This window comes from Pseudotamlana agarivorans, assembly GCF_001642835.1.
Taxonomy (GTDB): Bacteria; Bacteroidota; Bacteroidia; order Flavobacteriales; family Flavobacteriaceae; genus Pseudotamlana; species Pseudotamlana agarivorans.
Map to the genome: position 1 here is coordinate 91,366 of NZ_LXEI01000014.1, position 21,697 is coordinate 113,062.

At 36.2% G+C, this 21,697-nt stretch carries 24 protein-coding genes and 1 tRNA gene; 17 read left to right on the forward strand and 8 right to left on the reverse strand.

The window, feature by feature from the left end:
- Positions 1 to 346: 346 nt before the first annotated feature.
- Complete coding sequence (locus A6I66_RS13560; protein ID WP_067150388.1) at positions 347 to 541, forward strand: cyclic nucleotide-binding domain-containing protein; 195 nt, start codon at positions 347 to 349, stop codon at positions 539 to 541.
- 73 nt (positions 542 to 614) lie between these two features.
- Here the strand turns inward: A6I66_RS13560 and A6I66_RS13565 are convergent.
- A tRNA-Pro gene (locus A6I66_RS13565) sits at positions 615 to 689 on the reverse strand.
- 187 nt (positions 690 to 876) lie between these two features.
- Here A6I66_RS13565 and A6I66_RS13570 point away from each other — a divergent pair.
- The 13 genes from A6I66_RS13570 to A6I66_RS13635 all read left to right on the forward strand — a co-directional run bounded on the left by A6I66_RS13570 (position 877) and on the right by A6I66_RS13635 (position 13,113).
- Positions 877 to 2,007, forward strand: coding sequence for a PQQ-dependent sugar dehydrogenase (locus A6I66_RS13570; protein WP_067150391.1), 1,131 nt, complete (start codon positions 877 to 879; stop codon positions 2,005 to 2,007).
- A gap of 8 nt (positions 2,008 to 2,015) precedes the next feature.
- The gene (locus tag A6I66_RS13575; protein ID WP_067150394.1) at positions 2,016 to 2,417 is read left to right on the forward strand and encodes a c-type cytochrome; all 402 of its coding nucleotides are present in this window, start codon (positions 2,016 to 2,018) and stop codon (positions 2,415 to 2,417) included.
- Positions 2,418 to 2,645: 228 nt separating this feature from the next.
- Complete coding sequence (gene udk / locus A6I66_RS13585; protein ID WP_067150401.1) at positions 2,646 to 3,251, forward strand: uridine kinase; 606 nt, start codon at positions 2,646 to 2,648, stop codon at positions 3,249 to 3,251.
- Between the two features lies 1 nt (position 3,252).
- Positions 3,253 to 3,576, forward strand: a complete 324-nt coding sequence (locus A6I66_RS13590) for an FtsB family cell division protein (protein ID WP_067150404.1) — start codon at positions 3,253 to 3,255, stop codon at positions 3,574 to 3,576.
- On the forward strand, positions 3,569 to 4,930 hold the full coding sequence (locus A6I66_RS13595; protein ID WP_067150407.1) for a methylmalonyl-CoA mutase subunit beta: 1,362 nt from the start codon (positions 3,569 to 3,571) through the stop codon (positions 4,928 to 4,930). The genes A6I66_RS13590 and A6I66_RS13595 overlap by 8 nt, the downstream gene beginning before the upstream one ends.
- Before the next feature lie 179 nt (positions 4,931 to 5,109).
- A complete protein-coding gene (gene scpA / locus A6I66_RS13600) occupies positions 5,110 to 7,248 on the forward strand; it encodes a methylmalonyl-CoA mutase (protein ID WP_067150410.1) in 2,139 nt (712 codons plus the stop codon).
- A gap of 113 nt (positions 7,249 to 7,361) precedes the next feature.
- Positions 7,362 to 8,126: a ParA family protein gene (locus A6I66_RS13605; RefSeq protein WP_067150415.1), complete on the forward strand. Its 765-nt coding sequence runs from the start codon at positions 7,362 to 7,364 to the stop codon at positions 8,124 to 8,126.
- 6 nt (positions 8,127 to 8,132) lie between these two features.
- Complete coding sequence (locus A6I66_RS13610; protein ID WP_067150419.1) at positions 8,133 to 9,050, forward strand: ParB/RepB/Spo0J family partition protein; 918 nt, start codon at positions 8,133 to 8,135, stop codon at positions 9,048 to 9,050.
- On the forward strand, positions 9,040 to 9,681 hold the full coding sequence (locus A6I66_RS13615; protein ID WP_067150565.1) for a DUF5683 domain-containing protein: 642 nt from the start codon (positions 9,040 to 9,042) through the stop codon (positions 9,679 to 9,681). The genes A6I66_RS13610 and A6I66_RS13615 overlap by 11 nt, the downstream gene beginning before the upstream one ends.
- 88 nt (positions 9,682 to 9,769) lie before the next feature.
- Entirely contained in the window at positions 9,770 to 10,474 is a 705-nt protein-coding gene (gene dapB / locus A6I66_RS13620) for a 4-hydroxy-tetrahydrodipicolinate reductase (RefSeq protein ID WP_067150422.1), read from the forward strand.
- 65 nt (positions 10,475 to 10,539) lie between these two features.
- The gene (lepB, locus tag A6I66_RS13625) at positions 10,540 to 12,120 is read left to right on the forward strand and encodes a signal peptidase I (RefSeq protein ID WP_067150425.1); all 1,581 of its coding nucleotides are present in this window, start codon (positions 10,540 to 10,542) and stop codon (positions 12,118 to 12,120) included.
- A 61-nt stretch (positions 12,121 to 12,181) separates the two neighbouring features.
- Positions 12,182 to 12,808 (forward strand): WbqC family protein, encoded by a 627-nt coding sequence (locus A6I66_RS13630; protein ID WP_067150427.1) that lies wholly within the window; start codon positions 12,182 to 12,184, stop codon positions 12,806 to 12,808.
- Entirely contained in the window at positions 12,805 to 13,113 is a 309-nt protein-coding gene (locus A6I66_RS13635; protein WP_067150430.1) for a DUF6122 family protein, read from the forward strand. The genes A6I66_RS13630 and A6I66_RS13635 overlap by 4 nt, the downstream gene beginning before the upstream one ends.
- A gap of 139 nt (positions 13,114 to 13,252) precedes the next feature.
- Here the strand turns inward: A6I66_RS13635 and A6I66_RS13640 are convergent, their stop codons facing one another.
- The 7 genes from A6I66_RS13640 to A6I66_RS13670 all read right to left on the reverse strand — a co-directional run bounded on the left by A6I66_RS13640 (position 13,253) and on the right by A6I66_RS13670 (position 19,834).
- On the reverse strand, positions 13,253 to 14,071 hold the full coding sequence (locus A6I66_RS13640) for an endonuclease/exonuclease/phosphatase family protein (RefSeq protein WP_245683461.1): 819 nt from the start codon (positions 14,069 to 14,071) through the stop codon (positions 13,253 to 13,255).
- A 211-nt stretch (positions 14,072 to 14,282) separates the two neighbouring features.
- Positions 14,283 to 15,131, reverse strand: a complete 849-nt coding sequence (locus tag A6I66_RS13645) for a rhomboid family protein (protein WP_067150436.1) — start codon at positions 15,129 to 15,131, stop codon at positions 14,283 to 14,285.
- Entirely contained in the window at positions 15,131 to 15,877 is a 747-nt protein-coding gene (locus A6I66_RS13650; RefSeq protein ID WP_067150439.1) for a rhomboid family intramembrane serine protease, read from the reverse strand. Before A6I66_RS13650 ends, A6I66_RS13645 begins: the two co-directional genes overlap by 1 nt.
- Positions 15,878 to 15,961: 84 nt before the next feature.
- On the reverse strand, positions 15,962 to 17,845 hold the full coding sequence (mutL, locus tag A6I66_RS13655) for a DNA mismatch repair endonuclease MutL (protein ID WP_067150442.1): 1,884 nt from the start codon (positions 17,843 to 17,845) through the stop codon (positions 15,962 to 15,964).
- A 3-nt stretch (positions 17,846 to 17,848) separates the two neighbouring features.
- Positions 17,849 to 18,139, reverse strand: coding sequence for a riboflavin synthase subunit beta (locus A6I66_RS13660; protein WP_067150445.1), 291 nt, complete (start codon positions 18,137 to 18,139; stop codon positions 17,849 to 17,851).
- 427 nt (positions 18,140 to 18,566) lie between these two features.
- Positions 18,567 to 19,052 (reverse strand): 6,7-dimethyl-8-ribityllumazine synthase, encoded by a 486-nt coding sequence (gene ribH, locus A6I66_RS13665; RefSeq protein WP_067150448.1) that lies wholly within the window; start codon positions 19,050 to 19,052, stop codon positions 18,567 to 18,569.
- 11 nt (positions 19,053 to 19,063) lie between these two features.
- Entirely contained in the window at positions 19,064 to 19,834 is a 771-nt protein-coding gene (locus A6I66_RS13670; protein WP_067150451.1) for a tetratricopeptide repeat protein, read from the reverse strand.
- Between the two features lie 137 nt (positions 19,835 to 19,971).
- On the opposite strand from A6I66_RS13670, the gene recF reads away from it, so the two are divergent.
- The 3 genes from recF to A6I66_RS13685 all read left to right on the forward strand — a co-directional run bounded on the left by recF (position 19,972) and on the right by A6I66_RS13685 (position 21,640).
- Positions 19,972 to 21,051 (forward strand): DNA replication/repair protein RecF, encoded by a 1,080-nt coding sequence (gene recF / locus A6I66_RS13675; RefSeq protein ID WP_067150454.1) that lies wholly within the window; start codon positions 19,972 to 19,974, stop codon positions 21,049 to 21,051.
- 2 nt (positions 21,052 to 21,053) lie between these two features.
- Positions 21,054 to 21,350 (forward strand): DUF721 domain-containing protein, encoded by a 297-nt coding sequence (locus A6I66_RS13680; RefSeq protein ID WP_067150457.1) that lies wholly within the window; start codon positions 21,054 to 21,056, stop codon positions 21,348 to 21,350.
- 98 nt (positions 21,351 to 21,448) lie between these two features.
- Positions 21,449 to 21,640, forward strand: coding sequence for a cold-shock protein (locus tag A6I66_RS13685; RefSeq protein ID WP_067150460.1), 192 nt, complete (start codon positions 21,449 to 21,451; stop codon positions 21,638 to 21,640).
- Positions 21,641 to 21,697: the final 57 nt, after the last annotated feature.

The window sequence follows — 21,697 nt, forward strand, 5'->3', positions numbered from 1 at the left end:
AAAATGTGAAATTACCCTTTTTCATGCCTGAGTCGTGGATTACCTACTCGATTTAAACTTGACATGCCCAATATTTGTTGAGTGATGATATTATTTTACGCCATAGAAATGGCATTTTTAAGAATTAGGAGAATATAGAGTTGGTAGGCTTAATTTAAGTTTTCAAGTCTCAAATGTACCATGGGTATTGAGAAACTTCAATAGTGTATAGTTTAAATCTAGTTGATTTTGAGAGCAGGTTATGTTTTATTAAATATATTATAATTATGAAAAAAAAGTTCAGACATTCCTCGATAAATTTAGTGCATCATGCGGTTGAAACTTTTAAAAAGGGATAAATTATGACATGGAAAACGATGTATTAATTCAAAATATCGAAAAAAGCATACAACTTTCTAAGTCAGAGTTGGAGCAATTATGTAGCTATTTTAAACCCAAGGTGATTCAGAAAAAAGAGTTTTTATTAACTCAGGGTAGTGTTTGTAAATTTGAAGGTTTTGTGTTAGATGGTTGTTTTAGGGTTTTTGTATTAGAAAATTAAGGCAACGCAAATAACAATATACCCTTAAAGCAAAAAACACCAATAATCTTTTAAGACTATTAGTGTTTTTTTGTCGGGGTGGCAGGATTCGAACCTGCGACCTCCGCGTCCCAAACGCGGCGCGATAACCGGGCTACGCTACACCCCGAATCATTGGTTATCTCTAACGGGATGCAAATATACTCTTTTTATTTGTTTCACAAATGTTTTTTTATATTTTATTTACTGTTTTAATTCCAGTCTAAAGCTCCAACTTTTTTAAACATGGTTACCATCAAATTCTCGCAAAATAATTTACTAAATTGCTTAACCTAGAACCGCACAAAATAGTCCATATGAAAAAGCAGCACATCACGTTCTTAATTATACTACTACTCACGCTCACCGCATGTTCGCAGCAAAAAGAGTCGATTCCCGCAACCACATCCCATTACAATTATAAAACCGAATTGATAGTCCCAGATTTAGACATCCCATGGGGCATGACTTTTCTTCCAGATGGCAGCATGCTCATCACCGAAAAATCGGGTGAGCTCATTCATTTTAAAGATAACACAAAACATAAAGTTTCAGGGGTCCCAGACATTTATGTGCGTGGCCAAGGCGGATTTTTAGACATTCAATTACATCCCAATTACGAGGAAACCGATTGGATTTATTTCTCTTACGCTTCCGCGGAAGGCGAAGGTGATGGAGGAAACACCGCCATTATGAGAGCCCATTTCGAAGCTGCCAACCATAAATTATTCGGAAACGAACGCTTATATAAAGCAGAACCCAATACTAGAAAAGGTCAGCACTGGGGTTCCCGAATCGCTTTCGACGACGACGGCTATCTGTACTTTTCAATTGGCGAACGCGGCCAACGCGATGTAAACCCTCAAGACATCACTAAAGATGGCGGCAAAATTTACCGTCTTCATGACGATGGACGCATCCCTTCAGACAATCCTTTCATAAATTCCAAACAAGCCAAAACAGCCATTTACAGTTACGGGCATCGCAATCCGCAAGGCCTTATTAAAAACCCTTTAACTGGCGAACTCTGGTCTCACGAACACGGTCCGCAAGGCGGAGACGAAATTAATATCATTAAAAAAGGCAAAAATTACGGCTGGCCGGTTATTTCATACGGAGTTAATTATGGTGGCACCTCTTTTACCGAGCTCACTCATAAAGACGGCATGGAACAACCACTTTTTTATTGGACGCCATCTATAGCTCCTAGTGGCATGACTTTAGTGACTTCGGATAAATATCCCGAATGGAAAAACCATCTGTTAGTTGGATCTTTAAAATTCAGCTATTTAGAACTACTTACTTTAAAAGACCAAAAAGTGATAAAACGCGAAAAATTATTTGAAGACATCGGACGATTACGCCATGTCGTACAAGATCCAGATGGGTACATTTATATAGCGGTAGAAGGTCAAGGCATTTATAAAATCATTCCTGAAAAAAAATAATCATACATATGAGAACCATTCTAGTAAGCATTTTAACTTTTACTACCTTTTTAACGGTGCATCTTACAGGCCAAGATCCGTTGGAAGTGAGTATCCAACGCGGAGAAGTGATATACGAAGACTTCTGTGTTACGTGTCACCTCCCCAATGGTCAAGGTATTAAAAACACCTATCCGCCTCTAGCAAAATCTGATTTTCTTATGGAAAACAGAAAGACGAGTATTCACCTTCTTAAATACGGCATCAATAAGAAAATTAAAGTAAATGGCATAACTTATAATGGTAATATGCCTGCTATGGGTTTAGACAATGATGAGATTGCCGATGTTATGAACTACATCACCAATTCATGGAGTAATACCAATTCTAAAATGATTACCGAAGCCGAAGTTGAATCTGTTAAAAAGTAAACATTTGCCCAATTTCATTTTTACATTTGAACGGATTTAACCTTTTTGCGTTTAAGCGAAAATTAGACATTTTTTGATAATTTGAACGTTTTTTTGAGTTCCATAGCTGAGCTACGGAAAGAAAAAAAGATGAAAAACAGGTGAAAAAGGACCATTTTTTAACAAATGGAAAAAGTTTCAATCAGTACTTTAACTAACTTTGCAAACTAGGGAACAAAACTAAAAATTATGCTTTTAATAGGAATTGCTGGCGGCACCGGTTGTGGAAAAACAACGGTTGTCAATAAAATACTTAACGAACTTCCCGATGGTGAGGTAGGCGTTATTTCTCAGGATTCTTACTATAAAGACACCACGCATTTAAGTTATGATGAGCGTGTTACCATTAATTTTGACCACCCCCGCTCTATCGATTTTGACCTGCTAACCAAGCATCTCAAAGATTTAAAAGACAATAAAGTTATTGAGCAGCCCATGTATTCTTTTGTGAAACACAATAGGACAGGCGACACCATTTTAACCCACCCTAGAAAGGTGATGATTGTAGAAGGCATTTTAATATTAACCAATCCAGAATTAAGAGATTTGTGCGATATTAAAATTTATGTACATGCCGATAGCGACGAACGCCTAATACGCCGATTAAAACGCGATATTGCCGAGCGTGGTCGTGATCTCGACGAGGTTTTAGCACGATACCAAAATACCCTAAAACCCATGCATACCCAATTTATAGAACCCACTAAGGAGTATGCCGATATAATAATACCAAACAACAAACACAACATTGTGGCTGTAGATATCATTAAAAACATTATTGCCCAAAAATTGTAGAATGAAACTCAAAAAAAACAAATATTTAAAACCCTTTAAAAATGTCTACCTCCTTATTGGAGCCGTTTTCATTGTTTGGATGCTTTTTTTTGATGCCAATTCATGGATCATTCACAGTGAATTAAACGAGGAAATAGACGACCTAGAAAACGAGAAGGAGTATTACAAAAAAGAAATTATAAAAGATAAAAAAGCCCTAAAAGAATTAGAAACAGCTAATGGTTTAGAAAAATTTGCTCGCGAAAAGTATTATATGAAATATGACAATGAAGAAATTTATATCATTGAATACGAAGACAGTTTAAAAACCAATGCAGATGACTAAAGGGCTATTCAGCGAATTCGAACCTGTATCTTCCAAACAATGGAAACAAAAAATACAGTATGATTTAATGGGCGCCGACTATAACAGCGCACTCATTTGGAATTCCAATGAAGATATTGCCGTAAAACCCTTTTATCATGCTGATGATTTTAGCGATTTCCCTGAAATTTCAAACACCAAAGCCACCGCTTGGAAAATAGCGCAGCAAATTTTTGTTGCCGATGTTGAAAAATCCAATCTTCATGCTATTGATGTATTAAATCGAGGAGCTGATAGCATAACTTTTATAATCCCTTCAGACAGCATTTCAGTTGAAAGATTAATTGAAAATATCGACACAGAAACCACAACAATTCTTTTTCAGCTTCAATTTCTTTCAGAATCTTACATTGATAACCTGCTAAAAATATGTCCTAACAGTAGTATTGACATAGACATTATCAATCGGCTTGCTGAAACAGGAAATTGGTTTGAAAATCTCCAATCGGACTTTCAGTCATTCAGAAAAATATCACCCAAAACCGCATCATTTTCAGTAGATGCATCGCTTTATCAAAATGCGGGTGCCAATATGGTACAGCAACTGGCCTACGCCTTAGCGCATGCTCATGAATACCTAACAAACCTTGACAACAATCAGGTTGACTTAACAAATTACCAAGTCACTTTCAAGGTTGCTATAGGGAGCAATTACTTTTTTGAAATCGCCAAGCTTAAAGCACTACGCCTACTTTGGGAAAGCCTCGCTTTAGAATACGGGATGACAAGCACATGTAAAATTACAGCAACCCCTACAAAGCGCAATAAAACCATATACGAAGCCTACAATAATTTACTACGAAGTACCACTGAATGCATGAGTGCCATATTGGGTGGCGCAGATACGATTTACAACCTACCCTATGACGATCTTTTTAAAAAAACCAATGAATTTAGCGAACGTATTGCTAGAAATCAATTGCTTATTTTAAAACACGAAAGTTATTTTAATGCGGTAAACAACCCTTCTGATGGCGCTTATTACGTAGAAAGTCTGACAAATCAACTTGCTGAAAAAGCCTTAAACTTATTTAAAGACATCGAAAGAAATGGCGGCTTTTTAAAACAGCTAAAAGCAGGAACGATTCAAAGAAAAATTAAAGAAAGTGAGCAAAAAGAAGTTCAGCAATTCGATGAAGGAGATCGTATTTTAATTGGCAGTAATTTACACCCAAACTCTGAGGATAAAATGAAGGATAAACTAGAACTTTATCCTTTTGTAAAAACAAATCCCAGAAAAACGCTAATTGAACCTATCATAGAAAAACGATTAGCAGCTTTGCATGAGCATAAACGTCTAAAAAATGAAAATTAAAAACATCTTAAACCTGATATTATTGACTTTATTTAATAGCGTAACCTATAGCTTTGCATACAAAAGCATGAAACACAAAATCAATCAAACCAAATAATGGTTTAGATTTGTCCTATACCCAACTGATAGACGCGAATTTAAATCAAATACAATAACAAAGACCTTGTAACAGCACCGTTTTGAGAAAAAACCTTCAACATATTACCATAAACAGAAAAGTATCTAGCGACACAAAAGGCGCAAACGATACTTTTAATACCCCTGAAGGCATTCCTCTAAAATCTCAATATACCAAAACGGACGTTGAATCATTAGAATTAAATTTCGCCGCTGGCCTCTCCCCATATCTTCGTGGACCTTACAGCACTATGTACGTCCATAAACCTTGGACTATCAGGCAATACGCTGGATTTTCTACAGCAGAAGAAAGTAATGCTTTTTACTTACGAAACTTAAAAGCGGGACAAAAAGGACTATCTGTAGCTTTTGATTTAGCGACACACCGCGGTTACGACTCCGATCATGAACGCGTCATTGGAGATGTTGGCAAGGCAGGTGTCGCCATTGATACGGTTGAAGACATGAAGCGCCTTTTCGACCAAATTCCTTTGGATAAAATATCGGTTTCTATGACTATGAATGGGGCTGTTTTACCCATTTTAGCCTTCTATATTGTAGCCGCTCAAGAGCAAGGCGTGGCTTTAAATGCATTAGAAGGCACCATTCAAAATGATATTCTCAAGGAATTTATGGTGCGTAACACGTACATCTATCCGCCGGAACCTTCCATGAAAATCATTTCAGATATTTTTGAGTACACCAGTAAACACATGCCTAAATTTAACAGCATTAGCATTTCTGGTTACCACATGCAAGAGGCTGGGGCCACCTGCGATATCGAACTGGCTTACACCCTAGCCGATGGTTTAGAATATGTAAGAACAGGCTTGGCTACTGGTATGAATATTGATGATTTCGCGCCGCGATTATCCTTCTTTTGGGGTATTGGCTTAAACCATTTCATGGAAATAGCCAAAATGCGAGCCGCAAGAATGTTGTGGGCCAAATTGATGAAACCTTTCAATCCGAAAAACCCAAAATCACTCATGCTTCGCACGCATTGTCAGACTTCGGGTTGGAGTTTAACCGAGCAAGACCCGTTTAATAATGTTACAAGAACCACAATTGAAGCGGCATCAACAGTTTTTGGAGGCACACAAAGTTTACATACCAACGCCTTGGATGAGGCTATGGCCTTACCCACCGATTTTTCGGCCCGAATAGCTAGAAATACCCAGTTATTTCTTCAAGAAGAAACACAAATTACCAAAACAGTTGATCCTTGGGCTGGTAGTTACTTTGTTGAAAAGCTAACCCATGATATTGCCGAAAAAGCTTGGCAACATATTGAAGAAATTGAAGCGCTAGGTGGTATGACCAAGGCTATTGAAGCCGGAATTCCAAAGATTAGGATTCAAGAAGCCGCTGCAAAAAAGCAAGCACGCATCGATTCGCAACAAGATATTATTGTTGGAGTGAACCAATACCAACCAAAAGTGGACACGCCTATTTCTACTTTAGAAGTAGATAACCACATGGTACGTGAGGCCCAAATTGAGCGGTTAAAAAAAATAAAAGCTGAAAGAAATTCTGAAAAAGTAGAAACCGCCCTATCCCAATTAACGGAAGCTGCAAAATTTTCAGTAAACTCGGAAAAACCGAAAACTTCAAACTTACTAGCCTTGGCGATTGAAGCCAGTAAAGCTAGAGCCACTTTAGGCGAAATAAGCGACGCTTTAGAAAGTGTTTTCGGCCGACATAAAGCAGAAACAAAATCATTTTCAGGCGTGTATAGCAAAGCCATAAATAACGACGTATCATTTTTAGAGGCACAAAAATTAGCCGACAAGTTTGCAGAACAGGACGGCAGACGCCCGCGTATTATGATTGCTAAAATAGGTCAAGACGGTCATGATCGCGGCGCAAGAGTTGTTGCCACAGCTTACGCCGATATAGGTTTTGATGTGGATATTGGCCCTTTATTCCAAACTCCAGAGGAAGCCGCCAAACAAGCCGTTGAAAATGATGTGCATATTTTAGGAATTTCATCCTTAGCTGCTGGACACAAAACCCTCGTACCTCAAGTTATTGACGCCTTAAAAAAATATGGCCGCGATGACATCATGGTTATTGTAGGTGGGGTGGTACCAAAGCTAGATTACCCGTTTTTATTTGAAGCAGGCACTGTAGCTGTTTTTGGTCCAGGCACTAAAATTAGTGATGCAGCCATAAATATTTTAAATATTTTAATTGATTAGCCTTTAATTATTCAAAAAAAAGCGCGAATTCTACTTACAATTTGTTAATAAGTTCAATTTTTATTCCTAATTAAATAATCGTATTTTTGGCGCTAATAAAACCAAATCACTTTATGGGTAAAATCATAGCGATCGCTAATCAAAAAGGAGGCGTAGGTAAAACAACGACTTCTATAAATTTAGCAGCTTCATTAGGCGTGCTTGAAAAAAAAGTATTATTAATTGATGCAGACCCTCAGGCAAACGCCACGTCTGGAATTGGTATAAACGTAGAAACCGTTGAAATCGGTACTTATCAACTTCTTGAGCACTCAAATATTGCGAAAGATGCCGTTGTAAAAACCGAAACGCCCAATTTAGACATTATTCCCGCACACATTGATTTGGTAGCCATCGAAATCGAACTTGTAGATAAAGATCAGCGTGAATACATGCTGAAAAATGCGCTACAAAACATTAGAGAAGATTACGATTATATCTTAATTGATTGCGCGCCTTCCCTAGGTTTATTAACCTTAAATGCGCTTACTGCTGCAGATTCGGTTATTATTCCAATTCAGTGTGAGTATTTTGCATTGGAAGGTTTAGGCAAACTTTTAAACACGATAAAAAGTGTTCAAAAAATACACAATTCAGAATTAGATATCGAAGGCCTTTTACTCACCATGTACGATGCTCGTTTACGATTATCGAACCAGGTGGTAGAAGAAGTTCAAAAACATTTCAACGATATGGTTTTCCAAACCATCATTCAAAGAAATGTACGTTTAAGTGAGGCACCTAGTTACGGCGAAAGCATCATTAATTATGACGCTGGCAGTAAAGGTGCTACAAATTACTTAAGTTTAGCAAAGGAAATTATCAATAAAAACTCTTAAAAAATTATGGCTAAGGCAACAAAAAAACAGGCTTTAGGAAGAGGTTTATCTGCTCTTTTAAACGATCCTAGTAACGATATACAATCGGCACAAGATAAAAACGCAGATAAAGTTGTTGGTAATATAGTGGAATTAGACATCGATTTTATTGAAGTCAACCCATTCCAGCCTAGAACCAATTTTAGCGAAGAGTCATTACGTGAATTAGCGTCTTCGATAAAAGAACTAGGGATTATTCAACCGATAACGGTTAGAAAATTAGATAGAAACGCCTACCAATTGGTGTCGGGTGAACGTCGTTTTAGAGCTTCTAAATTATTAGGTTTAGAAACCATTCCTGCCTATGTAAGAATTGCAAACGACCAGGAATCTTTAGAAATGGCTTTAGTTGAAAATATTCAACGCCAAGATTTAGACCCGATAGAAATTGCCTTGTCATACCAACGTTTAATCGATGAGATTAACTTAACGCAAGAGCAAATGAGTGAGCGTGTTGGAAAAAAGCGTTCTACCATTGCTAACTATTTACGTCTTTTAAAATTAGATCCTATTATTCAAACGGGCATGCGCGATGGTTTTCTTTCCATGGGTCATGGTCGTGCTTTAATTACAGTTGAAGATCAAAACATTCAACTCGATATTTACGAAAAAATTCTAGCCAATAAACTGTCTGTTCGAGAAACAGAACAATTGGTTCGAGATTATAATACTTCCGAACAAACTGAAACACCAGCCGCAAAACCTGTCAACAAAGATGGCATGCCAGATTTCGTAAAAACTGGGGTTAAGGCCTTTTCAGAATACTTTGGACATAAAATTGACGTTAAAGTCTCAAGAAATGGTAAAGGAAAAATCACTATTCCGTTTCATTCCGAAGAAGATTTTAACCGCATTAAAAAATTAGTTCAAGGTGATTCCAAATAAATCTCTATTAGTTTGTGCTTTCCTTTTTTTGTGCTGTTTTTCAATATTACAAGCTCAGGAAGAAAAAGACACAGCTATAAAAGAACCTACCAAAAAAAAATCGGAAGCCCCTAAAATTATTGCAACCGATTCTATTGTAGAAATTAGAGCCCCTATTAATCCTCTCGCTCCTGCCAAAGCTGCATTTTATTCGGCCATACTTCCTGGTTTAGGACAAGCTTACAATAAAAAGTACTGGAAAATCCCAATTGTTTGGGGAGCCATAGGTACTGGAATCTACTTTTACGTCGATAATAATAAAGAGTACCACCGTTACCGCGACGCCTATAAAAGTAGATTAGCAGGTTTTACAAACGATGAGTTTTACTATGACGGCAACGGCAATAAATTAACAACCCCAACAGTAACCGACGATGGTCTGGAACGCGGACAAAAATTCTACCGTCGTAACAAAGAGATATCACTTTTAGTTACCCTCGGTTTATACGCTTTAAATATCATAGATGCTAACGTAGACGCACACCTCATGCAATATAATATTGACGAAAACTTGTCGTTAGCGCCACATTATAGAATAAACGAATTTGATGCGTCTAGTAACCTCGGACTTACCCTTAATTTTAATTTTTAATATGAAAAAGGCCAAAAACACACCTGTTTAAAGGAGACGATTTAGGCCAATATGCATCCACTGTGATGTCTAATAAATAATATAACACATGAAAATAGCACTTTTAGGATACGGAAAAATGGGAAAAACAATTGAGCAAATCGCGATTAGTCGTGGGCATGAAATCGTTTTAACCATAGATAAAAACGACAGCGATTATGATATTACAAAAGCAGATGTCGCCATTGATTTTAGCATCCCTAATGTAGCCTTTAACAATATTTCTAATTGTTTAAACAATAACGTTCCTGTGATTTCTGGAACAACAGGTTGGCTAGACCGCTATGATGAAGCCGTAGCTTTATGTGAAGAAAAAAAGGGTGCTTTCATCTATGCGTCTAACTACAGTTTAGGTGTGAATATCTTTTTCGAACTGAATAAGACCCTAGCTAAAATGATGAGTTCTTTAAAGCAGTATAATGTGTCTATGGAAGAAATTCATCATACTCAAAAGCTTGATGCTCCTAGCGGAACAGCTATTTCATTGGCAAACGATGTGATTGAACAGAATGCGAACTATAGCCAATGGAAACTTGATGAAGGCGACGAAACAACCATTCCTATTGTAGCAAAACGTATTGAAGATGTTCCAGGAACGCATACCGTAACTTACGAAAGTGAGGTAGACACTATAAACATAGAGCATGTGGCTCACACACGTCAAGGTTTTGCTTTAGGCGCTGTCGTTGCCGCTGAATGGATTTTCGGAAAATCTGGTGTATTCACTATGAAAGACGTGTTAAACATAAGTTAATCACTTCTCATCCTGTAACATAAAGCAAGCGACATCTACCTACATAAAATAAAAACATTTAGATTATGACATTAACACAGTGGTTTATTTTCATCTTAATTATTCAGGTTATTCACGGCTTAGGCACCTGGAAATTATACATTAAAGCAGGAAGACAAGCTTGGGAGGCTTTTGTACCTATTTACAATGGCATCGTTTTAATGAAAATCATTAACCGACCTGTGTGGTGGGTTATTTTGCTATTCTTACCTATTGTAAACCTCATTATGTTCCCGGTGATTTGGGTAGAAACCGCTAGAAGTTTTGGCAAGAACCAAACCGTAGACACCTTTTTAGCTGTTATTTCGCTAGGTTTTTATAACTACTATTTAAACTATGTTGCCGATGTTAACTATATAGAAAACCGAAGCCTTACACCTAAAACAGGATCAGGCGATTGGATTAGCTCTATTTTGTTTGCTATTGTTGCTGCAACTATAGTTCACACGTATATTATTCAACCTTTTACTATTCCTTCGTCCTCTTTAGAGAAATCTTTATTAGTTGGTGACTTTCTGTTTGTTAGTAAATTTCACTACGGAGCTCGTGTGCCTATGACAACGGTAGCCGCTCCTATGGTTCATGATACCATTCCTGTTATTGGATCAAAATCGTATTTATTTGACGATCATTACGAAGATCGTAAAACGTCATTTAAAAATAAGTTTCAACTGCCTTATCTAAGGTTTCCAGGTTTTGAAGATATTGAACGTAACGACATTGTTGTGTTCAATCAACCAGCCGATACCTTGTTGGACATGAATAAATTCAAACCAGACAGAAACTACTACAAACCTATCGATAAAAAAACCAATTTGGTAAAACGTTGTGTTGGTGTAGCTGGTGACACTTTAGAAGTACGCAATGGGTTTGTTTATATTAACGGTAAGAAAAATGAATTACCTGATCGTGCACACTTACAATTCAGTTATTTTGTACAACCTAAAACCAATCAGTTTAATCCAGCTTACTTAAAAGAACGCTATGATATTACCGATGGTTTTGGCATTATAAACAATGAAAACACCTATTATTTCTCAGCCATTTCAGATGAAGCCTTAGCGAAGTTTAAAAACAACCCAAATGTGGCTAGTATTACGCCTAACATTCAGGAAAAAGGATTAAGAGACCCGAATATATTCCCTCATGATCCTGCGTACAACTGGAATGTAGATTTTTTCGGTCCGCTATACATTCCGGAGCAAGGCAAAAGCATCGCTATAACTGTAGAAAACTTACCACTTTACAAACGTGTTATCACGGAGTATGAAGGAAACGATTTGAAAGTTCAAGGCAATCAGATTTTAATTAATGGTGAAGTCGCTACAAATTATACCTTCAAGCAAAATTACTATTGGATGATGGGTGATAACCGCCACAACTCTATTGATGCTCGAGCTTGGGGCTTTGTTCCTTTCGATCACGTGGTAGGAAAACCGGTGTTTATTTGGATGAGCTGGGACGGTTCGAAACCAAGATGGGAGCGTTTCTTTACAACCGTTTGCGGTGAAGGAAAAGCGACCTCTTATTTAATTCCTTTCCTTATCCTACTTTTAGGTTGGTTCGGATTTAGCAAATGGCGTAATCATAAAAAATTAAATAGCTAAAATGACCTTCGGTTATGATGCTGCTGCACTGATTCAGCATCATAACTGTATTTTATAAGCCATGTCTGTACTCATTCACCCAACATATTTTCCGAATATCGCGCAGTGCGTAGCCATGGCCAATACCGATCTTGTCGTTTTTGAAACTGCCGATAATTTCCTAAAACAAACCTATAGAAATCGTACTTACATTTACGGAGCTAACGGAAAACTCACCTTGAACATCCCGGTGATACACAGCCAAAAAAATCGTCAGCTCTACAAAGATGTCCGCATTTTTAATGAAGAAAACTGGCAAAGTCTACATTGGAAATCCCTTTTATCGGCCTATCGTACTTCGCCCTTTTTTGAATATTATGAAGATGAACTTCAGCCTTTATTCACTACAAAATCGGAGTTCATTTTAGACCATAACCTTAAGTGTTTAGAGGTTATTTCAGACTGTTTACAACTCTATTTAAATACGACTAAAACGGAGGTTTACCACCCTGTTGAAGAGCAGCATGAAGACTTTCGGTTCTTAGTGCATGCTAAAAAAGAAATCCCTCAAGAGCTTGAAACATACACCCAGGTTTTTGCCGACAAACATGGTTTTATTCCTAATTTGAGTATTTTAGATTTACTTTTTAATGAAGGTCCAAACGCATTAAATTATTTAGAATCACAGACTGTTATAACACCTAAATGATTCAGCCTTTTATACATTACGGTTGTCATTTTTTACTACCACTTGCCGTAGCACTCATTTGGTATAAACCACAATGGAAAATGGCTTATATCATCATGATTTGTGGGATGCTTATCGACTTAGACCATCTCTTAGCCACCCCTATTTTTGAACCAAATCGCTGTAGTATTAATTTTCATCCGCTTCACTCCTATTATGCTATAGTCGTTTATGTGCTTTTACTTCTTCCGAAGAAAACCCGCTTAATAGGTTTGGGCTTAGTCATTCACATCATTTCCGATGCTGTTGATTGTGCTTTAATGTAACAATTTTACATCTGCTGAAACTAAAAATTGCTACACAAAGATGCGCGGAGTTTCACAGAGACGCACAGAGAGAAAAGTATTAAATTCTAAAACTAGATTTTCAAAACTGTAAACTGTAAACTGTGACTGAGCCTAAAATCTACTCCTCCAAACTCAAAGTCGCCATAATGGGATAATGATCGGAATAATGCACATCGTAGTTCTTAAAACCATTAATTTTAAAGGCTTTATCGGTTAAAATAAAATCGATTCGAATGGGGAAAAATCGAAAATCATAACTACGTCCGAAACCATTTCCAGCCTCATCAAAAGTATCATTTAAATCCCCTTTAATCGTTCGGTACACATACGAAAAGGCCGTATTATTAAAATCACCACAAATAACCACTTTATAGTGACATTGTTTTTGATGTTCTAAAATCAATTCGGCCTGAGATTGTTGCATTTTAAAACTCGTGCCTACCCGCTTTAGAAGTTTTTCGGAAGTTTCTTTGCGTAAACTATCCACTTGAGTATTGATATGCATAGATTCTAAATGCACATTATAAACACGAAAAGTATCTATACCCTTCACAATATCAGCAAAAATAGCATTGTTAGAGGTATTTGGAAATCCTAAAGAGCCCGAATTTATTATTGGAAATTTTGAAAAAATGGCTTGACCATGTTTAACCTTTTTTCCTGCTATTTTTTTATACTGATAATCATAAAAAGAAAAATCCAGGTTTTCACGCGGATGAAATTCTTCTATACAAATAATATCAGGAGATTCTTTTTTAATAAAAGCGACAATATTATCTGATGTATTATCTTCAGGAATCCAATCATACAAATCAAAGAGCCGCACATTATAATTCATGATTTTAATGTTTCCAGGGCTCTCTACTTCTGTAGTAGATGAAAATCGATATAAGGAACCGTATAAAAAATACCCTAAAAGCAGAATGATCATTGACATAAAACACTGGCGTTTTAATTTGATCAGCCAGTATAACACAAACAGAAAATTAATACCAATAAGGAAGCTAACACCAAGATTAAGCACCGCTAGCACGGCAAAAGTTTTGGGAGGCAAATAAGGTAAAATGAAAGACGACAAAAGCAATACAGCAAAAATCACATTGATGAAATAGATGATTTTATTTATAAAACTTAAGTTTTTCATCTGATTATTTTTCAGCTCTAAATAAAAATTCTTTCTCTTCAGCAGTTAAACTCTCATAACCACTTTTGCTAATTTTATCTAAAATAACATCAATTTTCTTTTGGTTATTAAAGGCATTAAAATCAGATTTGGAATAGCCACCAATTTTACTTTTATTTTTATGAACCGTTTTTAAAGGCCCTTTTTTAGAACTTTTAAACCAGCCAGAAACAGTATCGGCCATACTTTCGAAACCTTTTCCGATATCATTTCCTTTTAGTAGTTGTTGTGCATAAGCATAACCCAATAGCGATCCACCTAAATGCGCTAAACTACCGCCCGAATTGGCTCCAAAAAGTCCTAGAACATCTAAAGCAACGATAACCGCCCCGACATGCCATAATTTGATATTAAAAACAAACAAACGCACTTCTTGCTTAGGCATATATGCACAAAGGAAAATTAAAAGGGCGCGTACCGCACCAGAGGCCCCGACCAAAGTTGGGTTCCCTTTAAAAACAGTAGGTAACAAGCTGTAACAAACCACAAACAAAAAACCACCAGAAATAGCACCTAAAAAATAAACGTTTAAAGCCAGTTTGGGGTTAAACAAGTTTAAAAACATACGGCCTAAAAAGTAGAGCCATAACATATTAAACAGCAGGTGAATAAAATCGTAATGCAAAAAAGCATAGGTCATTATCGTCCACGGTACTGCAATAAACTCGAAAAATTGACTAGGAAGTTCAAACCAAACTAAAAAAGGTTTAAGTAATAAAGACAATACAAAGACCACCACATTAATGGCTATAATTTTCTCTAACACGTTTAGGTTAGAAAGCTTATATTTTATGTCGTCTACTAAGGTATTCATTAATACCAACGGTTTTGGTTAAACTGATTTTTTTTCCAGTACCACATTATAAAAAAGCCTGTTAATGCACCACCAACGTGTGCCATGTATGCGGTATTACTCGGACTAAAAAATGATTGTCCTGTGAGTCCTGAAATAAGATCTAAAATAATAATACCTGGAATAAAATACTTCGCTTTTATTGGGATAGGCAAAAATATCATCATGAGTTTAGCCTCTGGGTTCATCATACCAAAAGCGGCCATAATACCCATAATACAACCCGACGCACCAACCATACTGGCGTTATACGCTGAAAACACCGCTTTTAATGACTCCAACTGTGCTTGAGACACGCCGCTAGCTTGACCAGAAACAAGCGCACTTTTAATGTTTTCTGGAGAAAGACCAGACGCTATCAAAGCATTGTAATTGGGAATATATTGAAAATAATAAAAGCCTACTTGCAGTAAGACGGCTCCCAATCCTGCAGAAAGGTAAATAAAAAGAAACTTTTTAGAACCTAAAACCTGCTCTACCGGGGTTCCAAACATCCAAAGCGCAAACATATTAAACAAAATATGTGTCACGCTACCATGCATAAACATATGTGTAAAAATCTGCCATGGTTGAAAGGCATCATTTTTGGGAAAATACATAGCAAACCATTCGTAAAACAAATTTCCCTGACCAATAAACTTGGTTCCTAGAAACATAATCACGTTTATGATTATTAAATGCTTTACCGTTTCAGAAATCCTCATCATAATTTAAAATCTTAGTTATTAAAAGTACTGGCTGTTACAAAAGTGATAACATCTAAATAGACAACCAATAATTTTAGTATAATATTATATAAACTTTTTGTCTAACTCATCGACACTCATCGTTACAAAAGTAACACGATTACCGGGCGAAACATTGGGATCTTTACAAGCAAAAAGCTTGTTAACTAAATGTTCTTGCTCGTCTTTTTGTAAAGACTGTCCCGTTTTTATGGCTAAACTTTTTGCCATGGATTTCGCTAATAAATCGGTAGCACTAAAGTTACTATCAGGCACTTCGTGTTCTACATCGCTAATAAGCTGTTCTAATATGATAGACACTTCGCTTTCAGGAACGTTAACAGGAACACCCGTAATTTCAACCAATTCTTCATCAACGTTAGAAAACACAAATCCAGTATGTTCTAAATCGGCTTTTAGTTGGTTGACAATGTCGATATCTTGAGGCGAAAAATGGAGCTGTAATGGAAATAATAATTGCTGACTTACCCCTTCTCTACTCGTCATGTTTCTTAAAAACTCCTCATACAAAACACGTTGATGCGCTCGAAATTGATCGATAATTAACATGCCTGACTTTATCGTACTTACAATGTATTTATTGTGTAACTGATAGGTCGTGTGGGTTTGTTCAACCTGATGATCGCCATTAAAAATTGACAGTGTTTCTTCTTCACTCTCAAATTCCACTTCGCTAAAATCGACTTCACTCTCATTACTTTTGGATTCCAGTCCTACATACAAGCCTTCCCAATCGGATGAGCTTTTATGCCCCTCTTGACGACTAAACGACGAGGTATGGCTTGAGCGCTGCGTACTAGACACCGAAGGTTGTGACGCATCATTAAAGGGATTGAAACTTCTATCCACTTCAACCTTTGGCGTACTTATTACGGTTTCTTTGTAATTATAAGGTGTATCTAAATTAGGATCTCTTTCAAAATCAAGAACCGGCGCAATATTAAATTGCCCTAGACTGTGTTTTACAGCGGCTCTTAAAATGGCATAAAGTGTATGCTCATCATCAAATTTGATCTCCGTTTTTGTGGGATGAATATTAATATCAATAGACTGTGGGTCTACCTGTAAATTTAAAAAGTAACTGGCATGCATGCCTGGTTTTAACAAACCTTCAAAAGCTGAGGCAATGGCATGGTTTAGATAAGCGCTTTTAATAAAACGATCGTTCACAAAAAAATACTGCTCGCCTCTACTTTTTTTAGCGAATTCAGGTTTTCCTACAAACCCTGATATTTTAAGCACTTCGGTATCTTCATCAACAGGAACCAATTTTTCATTGGTTTTATTACCAAATATGTTGACAATACGTTGGCGGTAGTTGCTAATAGGCAAATTAAAGGATTCGCTCCCATTATTATACATCACAAAACTAATACTAGGATGTGCGAGGGCTACACGATAAAATTCATCGACAACATGGCGTAACTCCACCGTGTCAGACTTTAAAAAATTACGTCGAGCCGGAATATTAAAAAACAAGTTTTTAACAGCAACCGAAGTTCCAGTAGGTGTCACCACAACATCTTGTGAAACGACGTGACTACCTTCAATAACCAGTGTGTTTCCTACATCGTTGGATGCTTGTTTGGTTTTTAATTCTACATGTGCGATGGCCGCGATACTAGCAAGTGCTTCACCACGAAACCCTTTAGTATGCAGTTGAAATAAATCTTCTGCGCTTTTGATTTTAGAAGTCGCATGACGCTCAAAGCTCAGTCGTGCATCGGTAGGACTCATGCCTTTACCGTTGTCGATAACTTGAACGAGCGTTTTTCCTGCATCTTTAATAATAAGTTTTATCGTATCTGCACCAGCATCAATGGCATTTTCAAGAAGTTCCTTGACTACTGAAGCTGGGCGTTGTACAACTTCTCCTGCGGCAATTTGGTTTGCAACATGATCGGGTAAAAGCTGTATAATGTCTGCCATAAATTATTTTGAAAAGAAAATAGATAAATCGAATTCGATGATGAATAAAAATATTAAAACTAAAATGGCAATGATAATGATAAGGCGTCTGTTAACTTCTTTATCGCGATTGTTTTTTAAATCGTCTAAAGCATCAACAAACTTAGCTTTTAAGCCTTTATTATCACCAACGGTTTTTCGGTAATCATCGAACTTATGTTTAATTTCAAACGGACTCCCATCCTCTCCTTTATTATCGTAATAACGCGGGGTGTAGCTAAATTTTTTATTCTTACGTGTCTTTAAAATTCCCATGAGTTTTTAGTTTAGAGGTATTTTTTATCTAATATGTACATACAAATCAATAATAATACCAAGATTAAAACTAATATTTTCGTGGACATTGCCCCACGCATTTTAGGCTTAGAGCCACTGGATTTGCGCCATTTTGAAACAAAATCACGCGACGCATCAGCGTCTTTAGAATCAGACAAATCGCCTTGATTTTCTTTTGAAAACCTAGGCTGATAGTTGAACGTTTTATGTTTGCGTTGTTTAAACAAAATAAGGATACCGTTATCCTTCAAAAGTACTTAAAAATAGACAGATAATATGAACTGCAATGCTAAAAATTGTTAACAACAGCACATAAGTGAAGGGCATGACCTCATTCTAAAATCATTAAAATCAAACTACTGAAGTTACAAACCAATAGGCTTGAAAAATACTTTTAGTAAGGTGCTTAGTGATCTTGACGTAATTTCGCCATTTTAATAGCCGCAATAGCAGCTTCTGTTCCTTTGTTACCATGAATTCCGCCGGAGCGCTCTATAGATTGCTGCATGTTATTATCGGTAAGTACACAGAAAATAACAGGCGTTTCATGTAAAACATTAAGATCTTTAATCCCTTGAGTTACCCCTTCGCATACGAAGTCGAAGTGTTTGGTTTCCCCTTGAATAACGCTTCCAATAGCAATAACAGCATTAACCATCTGCTCTTGCATTTTTTTGCATCCATAGATCAACTCAAAACTCCCTGGCACATCCCAACGAATGATATTTTGGGCATCTACACCATTATCAATTAGCGCATCGTAAGCCCCTTTATAAAGTCCTTCAGTAATGGTATCGTTCCATTCTGAAACAACAATCCCAAACCGAAAGTTACTCGCGTTTGGGATTGTTGCTTTATCGTATTCTGATAAATTTTTATTTGCCGTAGCCATATAATAGCAATTTATTTGTTTGCCAACACTTCTGCTTTTCCAATAAACACTTCTACTTTAGCAGCTTCAGAAGAATTTGAATAATCATCTTTAATTCTTTCGAAGTAAGTTAAAGCTTTATCGGCTTGACCTAAATCTAAAGCGATAGTTCCAGCTTTAAATAAGTACATTGGCGTCGTGTATTCGTTGTCACGCATTTCAGCAGCTTCTTCATAATAACCTAAAGCATCTTCTTTTTGTCCTAATTGAACAAAAGCGTCACCAATATTACCTTTAGCTAAAGGTGCTAAAATTTCATCTTCACTATTAAAGTCATTTAAATACTTTACAGCATTCTTGTAATCCTTTAATCTTAGGTAAGCTGTACCTGCGTAATAGTTTGCTAAATTAGCAGAAGGCGTTCCACTGTATTGGTCGATAATATCAAGCATTCCAAATTTACCTTCACCACCGTTAAGTGCTAAATTGTATAAAGAATCTTTTTTTGTTCCTGTAACCGCCTGATCAAAATACTTTTGAGCTTGGAACATATCGTTCATTGCCGAAGTTTGCTTAGGCTTAGAAATAAATTCTTTATATCCTAAAGAACCCAAAACCACGATAGCTACTAAACCGATAATAATGAAAATGTATTTTTGATTTTTCGCAACAAAGTCTTCCGTTTTAGAAGCTGACTCATCAAGGGCGTTAAATACCTCGGCTGTAGTTGATTCTTCCTCAATATTCGTTTGCTTCTCTTCCTTTGTTTTTGGTTTGTAACCTCTTTTGTTATAAGTTGCCATGTATTCCGTCTAATTTAATGTCGCGCAAAAATATAATTTTTCTTTATAACTAAAAGCGTATTTATTTGATATTTTTCAATAATTTGCACTTCTTTTTATCGGTAAAGCTCCAAAACCTTCGTTAAGTTGCTATTTATATGATTTTAAAATCACTTTCTCTTCTCAATTATAAAAATTTCGACAGCAAATCGTTTGTTTTCAACGACAAAATAAATTGTATTGTTGGAAATAATGGTATTGGAAAAACAAATGTGTTGGATGCTATTTATCATTTATCCTTTGGAAAAAGTTATTTTAACCCTATTGCTTCACAAAATATTAAGCATGACGAAGCCTTTTTTGTGATTAATGGGGATTATGAAAAGGATGATAAAGTTGAAAAAATTGCCATTAGCTTAAAACGCGGTCAAAAAAAAGTGATTAAGCGTAACGGTAAAGTTTACGATAAGTTTAGTGAGCATATTGGCTTTTTGCCTTTAGTTATTATTTCGCCAGCCGATAGAGACCTTATTATTGAAGGCAGCGACACACGCAGAAAATTTATTGACAGTGTTATATCGCAAAGCGACAAAAACTACCTCAACCAATTAATAAGCTACAACAAAACCCTAGCACAGCGCAACGCTCTCCTAAAATATTTTGCTCTAAACCACACCTTTAACACAGACACCTTAGAAGTTTACAACGAACAGCTTAATAATTTTGGCGCCCAGATTTACGAAAAGCGCAAGCATTTTTTAGAAACCTTTATTCCGATATTTAAATCGCGTTACGAGGCCATAAGCAACGGGAAGGAACTCGTCAATTTAGTATATAGCAGTCAATTAGAAGAAAACGATTTACAAACACTTTTAAAAACAGCTTTAAGTAAGGACCGAGCACTACAATACACCAGTGTTGGCATTCATAAAGATGATTTAAATTTTAACATCGAGGAGCACCCTATTAAAAAGTTTGGTAGCCAAGGCCAACAAAAATCATTCTTAATCGCCCTAAAATTAGCGCAGTTCGATTTTTTAAAAAACCTAAGTGGTGTAAATCCCATTTTACTTTTAGATGATATTTTTGATAAACTTGACGAACAACGTGTCTCACAAATCATTAAATTAGTAGATGATGAAAATTTCGGACAGTTGTTTATTAGTGACACCCATGCTGATCGCACGGAAAAAGCCGTAAAACAAGTACATCAATCTTACGAAATATTTAAATTATAATCATGGCCAAACGCAACAACGAACACCTGAGTATTTCTGACGCCCTAAAAGAATTTGTAGAAACCAACAGATTAGAAAAAGGGCTAAACAAAGTAAATGTTGCCGATGCTTGGGCAAAACTTATGGGCAACGGCGTTAATAATTATACCTCTTCTGTAAACCTTGAACGAGACACGCTTTACATTCAACTGAACTCGAGTGTATTAAGAGAAGAATTAAGTTACGGCAAACAAAAAATAATTACCATGCTTAATGAAGAATTAGGGAAAGAAATAATTAAAAAATTGATTTTAAGATAATTACACAAAATAATAAATTTCAAAATATTTGATAAAAAACATCTTGGTACAATTATTTACATTATCTTTGAAACTTAAATTATTTTAATACAAATACAATGAGTAAAGGTACCGTAAAATTTTTCAACGATTCTAAAGGATTTGGTTTCATCGTTGAAGAAGACAACAACAAAGAACATTTCGTACACATTTCAGGACTTATCGATGAAATTCGTGAAGGTGATGTTGTAGAATTCGATCTTCAAGAAGGAAGAAAAGGATTAAACGCCGTAAACGTAAAAGTAGTCTAACGATATACTATTTAACAATTACAATAAAAGCCTATCAAATTTTGATAGGCTTTTTTT

Coding starts and splice junctions, on each gene's coding strand:
- A6I66_RS13560 (WP_067150388.1), top strand. CDS start 347: ATGGAAAACGATGTATTAATTCAAAATATCGAAAAAAGCATACAACTT.
- A6I66_RS13570 (WP_067150391.1), top strand. CDS start 877: ATGAAAAAGCAGCACATCACGTTCTTAATTATACTACTACTCACGCTC.
- A6I66_RS13575 (WP_067150394.1), top strand. CDS start 2,016: ATGAGAACCATTCTAGTAAGCATTTTAACTTTTACTACCTTTTTAACG.
- udk (WP_067150401.1), top strand. CDS start 2,646: ATGCTTTTAATAGGAATTGCTGGCGGCACCGGTTGTGGAAAAACAACG.
- A6I66_RS13590 (WP_067150404.1), top strand. CDS start 3,253: ATGAAACTCAAAAAAAACAAATATTTAAAACCCTTTAAAAATGTCTAC.
- A6I66_RS13595 (WP_067150407.1), top strand. CDS start 3,569: ATGACTAAAGGGCTATTCAGCGAATTCGAACCTGTATCTTCCAAACAA.
- A6I66_RS13605 (WP_067150415.1), top strand. CDS start 7,362: ATGGGTAAAATCATAGCGATCGCTAATCAAAAAGGAGGCGTAGGTAAA.
- A6I66_RS13610 (WP_067150419.1), top strand. CDS start 8,133: ATGGCTAAGGCAACAAAAAAACAGGCTTTAGGAAGAGGTTTATCTGCT.
- dapB (WP_067150422.1), top strand. CDS start 9,770: ATGAAAATAGCACTTTTAGGATACGGAAAAATGGGAAAAACAATTGAG.
- lepB (WP_067150425.1), top strand. CDS start 10,540: ATGACATTAACACAGTGGTTTATTTTCATCTTAATTATTCAGGTTATT.
- A6I66_RS13630 (WP_067150427.1), top strand. CDS start 12,182: ATGTCTGTACTCATTCACCCAACATATTTTCCGAATATCGCGCAGTGC.
- A6I66_RS13635 (WP_067150430.1), top strand. CDS start 12,805: ATGATTCAGCCTTTTATACATTACGGTTGTCATTTTTTACTACCACTT.
- A6I66_RS13640 (WP_245683461.1), bottom strand. CDS start 14,071: ATGTCAATGATCATTCTGCTTTTAGGGTATTTTTTATACGGTTCCTTA.
- A6I66_RS13645 (WP_067150436.1), bottom strand. CDS start 15,131: ATGAATACCTTAGTAGACGACATAAAATATAAGCTTTCTAACCTAAAC.
- A6I66_RS13650 (WP_067150439.1), bottom strand. CDS start 15,877: ATGATGAGGATTTCTGAAACGGTAAAGCATTTAATAATCATAAACGTG.
- mutL (WP_067150442.1), bottom strand. CDS start 17,845: ATGGCAGACATTATACAGCTTTTACCCGATCATGTTGCAAACCAAATT.
- A6I66_RS13660 (WP_067150445.1), bottom strand. CDS start 18,139: ATGGGAATTTTAAAGACACGTAAGAATAAAAAATTTAGCTACACCCCG.
- ribH (WP_067150448.1), bottom strand. CDS start 19,052: ATGGCTACGGCAAATAAAAATTTATCAGAATACGATAAAGCAACAATC.
- A6I66_RS13670 (WP_067150451.1), bottom strand. CDS start 19,834: ATGGCAACTTATAACAAAAGAGGTTACAAACCAAAAACAAAGGAAGAG.
- recF (WP_067150454.1), top strand. CDS start 19,972: ATGATTTTAAAATCACTTTCTCTTCTCAATTATAAAAATTTCGACAGC.
- A6I66_RS13680 (WP_067150457.1), top strand. CDS start 21,054: ATGGCCAAACGCAACAACGAACACCTGAGTATTTCTGACGCCCTAAAA.
- A6I66_RS13685 (WP_067150460.1), top strand. CDS start 21,449: ATGAGTAAAGGTACCGTAAAATTTTTCAACGATTCTAAAGGATTTGGT.